This is a genomic window from Actinomycetota bacterium, assembly GCA_019347575.1.
In the GTDB taxonomy this organism is placed as follows: Bacteria; Actinomycetota; Nitriliruptoria; order Nitriliruptorales; family Nitriliruptoraceae; genus JAHWKY01.
This window is the reverse complement of record JAHWKY010000094.1, coordinates 1-4,100: the sequence shown is the minus strand read 5'-3', so window position 1 is coordinate 4,100 and position 4,100 is coordinate 1. Positions and strand designations below refer to the sequence as shown.

The 4,100-nt window shown below is 70.6% G+C and carries 8 protein-coding genes; 4 read left to right on the top strand and 4 right to left on the bottom strand.

All coding sequences use genetic code 11. The features are described from left to right. A partial coding sequence (locus tag KY469_22545) for a glycosyltransferase family 1 protein (GenBank protein ID MBW3665873.1) occupies positions 1–315 on the bottom strand: 315 nt, incomplete at its 3' end. A gap of 72 nt (positions 316–387) precedes the next feature. On the opposite strand from KY469_22545, the gene KY469_22540 reads away from it, so the two are divergent. Further along, entirely contained in the window at positions 388–1,374 is a 987-nt protein-coding gene (locus KY469_22540) for a hypothetical protein (GenBank protein MBW3665872.1), read from the top strand. 319 nt (positions 1,375–1,693) lie between these two features. On the opposite strand, the gene KY469_22535 is transcribed toward KY469_22540, so the two are convergent. The 3 genes from KY469_22535 to KY469_22525 all read right to left on the bottom strand — a co-directional run bounded on the left by KY469_22535 (position 1,694) and on the right by KY469_22525 (position 2,556). Continuing rightward, positions 1,694–2,110, bottom strand: a complete 417-nt coding sequence (locus tag KY469_22535; GenBank protein ID MBW3665871.1) for a DUF3237 domain-containing protein — start codon at positions 2,108–2,110, stop codon at positions 1,694–1,696. A gap of 46 nt (positions 2,111–2,156) precedes the next feature. Next, positions 2,157–2,339, bottom strand: coding sequence for a hypothetical protein (locus KY469_22530; GenBank protein MBW3665870.1), 183 nt, complete (start codon positions 2,337–2,339; stop codon positions 2,157–2,159). A gap of 85 nt (positions 2,340–2,424) precedes the next feature. After that, positions 2,425–2,556, bottom strand: coding sequence for a nuclear transport factor 2 family protein (locus tag KY469_22525; protein ID MBW3665869.1), 132 nt, complete (start codon positions 2,554–2,556; stop codon positions 2,425–2,427). A gap of 474 nt (positions 2,557–3,030) precedes the next feature. Here KY469_22525 and KY469_22520 point away from each other — a divergent pair, with 474 nt between their 5' ends. From KY469_22520 to KY469_22510, 3 genes are all read left to right on the top strand, one after another. Beyond that, entirely contained in the window at positions 3,031–3,576 is a 546-nt protein-coding gene (locus KY469_22520; GenBank protein MBW3665868.1) for a hypothetical protein, read from the top strand. Then, positions 3,573–3,827: a hypothetical protein gene (locus tag KY469_22515; protein MBW3665867.1), complete on the top strand. Its 255-nt coding sequence runs from the start codon at positions 3,573–3,575 to the stop codon at positions 3,825–3,827. Before KY469_22520 ends, KY469_22515 begins: the two co-directional genes overlap by 4 nt. 9 nt (positions 3,828–3,836) lie before the next feature. Continuing rightward, on the top strand, positions 3,837–4,100 hold a 264-nt coding region (locus tag KY469_22510; GenBank protein ID MBW3665866.1), incomplete at its 3' end, for a plasmid pRiA4b ORF-3 family protein.

Below are 4,100 nucleotides of genomic sequence, written 5' to 3'. Positions count from 1 at the left end.
CAGCGTCGCCACGACCGGGTAGCCCGCGCCGGACAGCACGGCGGGAACGGCCGCGGTGAGCGCGAACCACGTGTTGTGGATGTGCACCACGTCCGCCCGCTCCCGGCGGGCAAGTGCCAACACCCGCCGGGCGGCGTGGTGGTTCCACGACGCGGTGGCCAGCGCCGCAACCGCAGCGACGTCTCCTGACGGATTTCGAGCATCGACCGGCGCCACGTCGACGCCGGCGTCCTCGAGCATCTTCCGCTCGGTCTCGACGACGACGTCCTCGCCACCCCCCTGGCGGTACGTCGTGTGGACGTGAAGTACCCTCACGCGCCTCAATGCTACGGCGCCTGCATCTACCCTTGCGGTGTGGGGTGCCGGCGCGGGCAGCTTCGTGGCGCGGTGATCGCCGTCGCGGCCGCGTGGGCCGCGTTGGCCGCAGGTGCGGGGTGGCTCGTGCCGGAGCCGGCGTCCGCGTGCTTCGCGCTGTTCCGGGGACCGCAGACCCTGGAGCTCGCTGCGCTGCTCGCCGTGACGCTGCTCGCGGCCTCCGTCGCCGCCAGACACGTCGGACCCACCACCGCGGGAATCACCGGAGGTGGCGCGGCGGCGCTCGCGTTCCTGGGCGCGGAACAGCTGCCGCACCGGTGGACGCTCCTGGCCGACGGTCCGCTGGATGCGGCGTCGGTGGCGACCCCCGGTCGGCTCACGACGGTTGCCGTCACAGCCGCGCTGCTCACCCTTTGGGCAGCTCGCGACCCGTGGCAGCGCCGCCTCTGGACGCGTGAACCGCACCGCAGGGTGGTGACCGCCGCGGTCGGCGCGGTGCTGATCGCGGTCTCCGCCGCTGTGGTGCTCCGAACCGCCGCGGCGCCGGCGGCCCTCGGGGAATCGCTCGCCACACGCGTGACGGACCTGGCCGCCGCACAGGGGATCGAGCAGCTCGCCGCCTCCGTCGTCGGACCCGAGATGCAGTGGTCACATCGGATCGGCGGCCTCGACGGCGCCGTCGAAATCGGGATGCTGTCGATCGCCGTGGTGGGTGAGACGGTGGACGCCGTCCAGGTGCCGGTGGCCGGGACCGCCACCCCCCGGGAAGTCGAGGCCTGGACCCGGCGGCTGGTGCGCAGGCCCGGCCGCGACCTCAGCGAGCGACTCGCACGCATGGGCGCTCCCGGGACGGCCCCCAGCTGGCTCGAGGCGCATCCCGCCACGGGACCGTCGCAGACACGGGCGATCACCGAGGCCCGATACCTCGCCGCCACCGACACGACCCTGGTCGTCATGACCGGGGACGTGTCGCCCCCCTGCGGGATCGCGATCGCCGATCAGCTAGCTGCCCGGCTCGTCCAGGAGAACAACGTCGCGTTGGACCCCTCGCGGGCGTAGGTGCCGGAGACCACCTCGCCGTGCGCAGGCGGCCACGCCGACCGGGACCGCGCCCGGCAGCGGAGCGCGCCCTGCCCTGATCCCGCTTCGTCGCCCCCGGCGGAACGCCGCCGCCCCGTCGCCGGCGAACGCCGTGCACCTGCACAGGGGTGCCCGACACGTGAGCGCGGCAACGGTCCTGCGCCGCTGGCGCACCGTGGAGCCGACGCTCCGGTCGCTCCCACCGCGTGCGTCGGGTGGCGACATGAGGGACGTTCGTCGGCTCCGTGGCGATCCACCCCGCGCTGCGTCTCGGCGTGTCGGCGATGCCTACCGAGGCTCAGGTCAGGGTCGGTTCGCATGCGTAGAGGCGCCCGTGGGCACGCCCGTCGACGCCGACGGTGTCGAGCACGCCTTCGAGCACCCCGAAGGTCGTGTTCAGCCACGTGTACCGTTCGTCGCCGATGCGGAACCGGAACGTCGTCACGAACACGCGGGCCTGACCCTCAGCGCGCAGTGCGGCGATCCCGTCCAGCTCAACCCACACCCGCGCCCCGTCGACGGTGTCGAGCAGCCCCCGCAGCGTCGGCAGGTTGACGCCGTCCGTGCGACGAGACGCCAGGTTGGTCAACCGGAGGGTGCCGCTGAGCCGCTCGCCGGTGAGCGAGCCTTCCATGGTCCCGTACAGCTGGCCGCCGGCGTCGTAGTCCAACGACTCCAGGGTTACGTACGTCAGGTCGACGTCGGACAGTTCCACGAAAGCTCCATCTGCTTGTCCTCCCCGGCCCGTGCCGTCGAGCCGTTCAGCGACCCTGCGACGGACGGCCCGCCATCTTGCTCACGGCCGCATCGATGCTCTCGTCGACCGTCTCGACCGGCTCGATGTACAGCCGGCCCCAGAGCATGCGGCCGTCCCGAACCCCGGCGACGATCACGCCAGCCATGTCCAGCGGCTTGGCCGTCCGCGGGTCCCGTTCCAGCGCCACTCGGACCACTCCTGACCGTCTTGGTCGCAGGAGCTGCGTAGCTCCGCCGCGAGATCGGGCACGCCGGTGACGATCGTGGACCAGTTCACCCGGACCTGCTCACGACCACCGAAACCTGGACCGGCTGTTCGCTCTGGTAGTCCTGGTGAAAACAGGCCAGGAACGCTTCCAGGTCGTGCGCGTTCATCGCATCACGCAGCCGGACCGCAACCGACATCGCGCTTCCCTCCATCGATCGAAGCCGGCATGTCGTTCAATCCGGCGACGTATCACCTCCGAAGTATGCCCAAGCCGAGCCGCGCCACCGTCGTCTAGACCGCAGGCCCAGCGATCCAAGCTGCGCCCTCATGAGGCGGGCGTCGGACTTGGTCGGAACGTTGTCCTCCTACCCCATCTGGACCGGATCACGAGCGTCGATCCACCGAGTCCCACACCCCACGGCACGCATCGGGTGGCCACCCGTCCGAGCGAACTTCGACACCTCCTCAGGAGCGGACGCCACGCGGACGTGCGTCGGACACGCATCCGTGGCACAATCCGCCGTCGCACCGGAGGGACGCCGACGGCTGCAAGCGGGGTTCGCTGGGCCGGCGCCGCGGGCATGGTCGGCGGCGCGCTGTGGATCGTCAGCACGGTCCTGCACGCGACGAGACCCCTGGGATGTGTCGCTGACGAGTGCGCGGTTCGACCCATGCGAGCGTCCAGCGCCGCCGAGGGGATCCTTACCCTCGCTGCGCTCATCCTCTTCACGGTGACGGCCGTAGCGCTCGTCGTGCTGGTACGCAGGGCAGGACGGTTCGGCAAGGCCGGTCGAGCTGGCGGGGTGCTGGGCATCCTCGGTATCTCGACGCTCGTGGTCGCCAGCTTGGTCCAGGCGTTGCTGTACGAGGGTGACTTCCCGCTCATGCCCCACTTCGTGATACCCGGGATCGGCGCTCTGGTGATCGGCCTCGTCCTGCTCGGCGTCTCGGTGCTGCGCTCCGGCGTTCTGCCACGGTGGGCGTCGATCGCCCTCCTTCTGGGCATGGCTGCGATGGCCGGGTTCAACGAGCAGACCCACGCAGCCTGGCTCGGCCTTCCCTTCGGTCTGGCTTGGATGGCCGTTGGCTACGCACTGTGGACCTCACGTGTCGAGACCGCCGCTGACGCTGCACATGCCAGGGGGTCGACGCGTAGAGCCCTGGGAGCCGCCGCCGCTCATCACGGGCCCCGTCCCACCCCCCAAGATCGAGCATGACAACGGACGAAACCCGCCTCGCGCCGTGGTCGGGTGCAGCCGCGCTGATGGCGGGGGTGCTCTGGGCCTCGCACGGCGCCTTCGAGATGCTCCAGCCGCTGGGGTCTGTGACCGAGTACCAGGACCACCTCCGGTACAGCATCATCACCGACGCCCGGGGCTTCCGCCTCTACGGCCTACCTGGCCCTCCAGCGATCCTGCTGAGCACAGCCTGCCGGGCTACCGTCCGGGCGAGTAGGTGCCGAACGTGAGGGGGACGGGTGCCGCGTCTCGCCTATCTGGACGTCGAGGTCAGTCTCGATGAGATCAGCCCGAGGATCTGGCGGCGGTTCCTGCTGCGTGATCGTGCCAGCTTCCTCGATCTGCACCATGCGATTCAGGACGCCTGTGGGTGGGACAACACCCACCTGTTCGCGTTCTTCGGACCGGACGGTGATGTGATAGCCGGTGTCCCGAACGACTTCGGATTCGGCGACCCGCACCCGGATGCCGGCAAGGTCTCGGCCGGTGACTGGTTGAAGCGG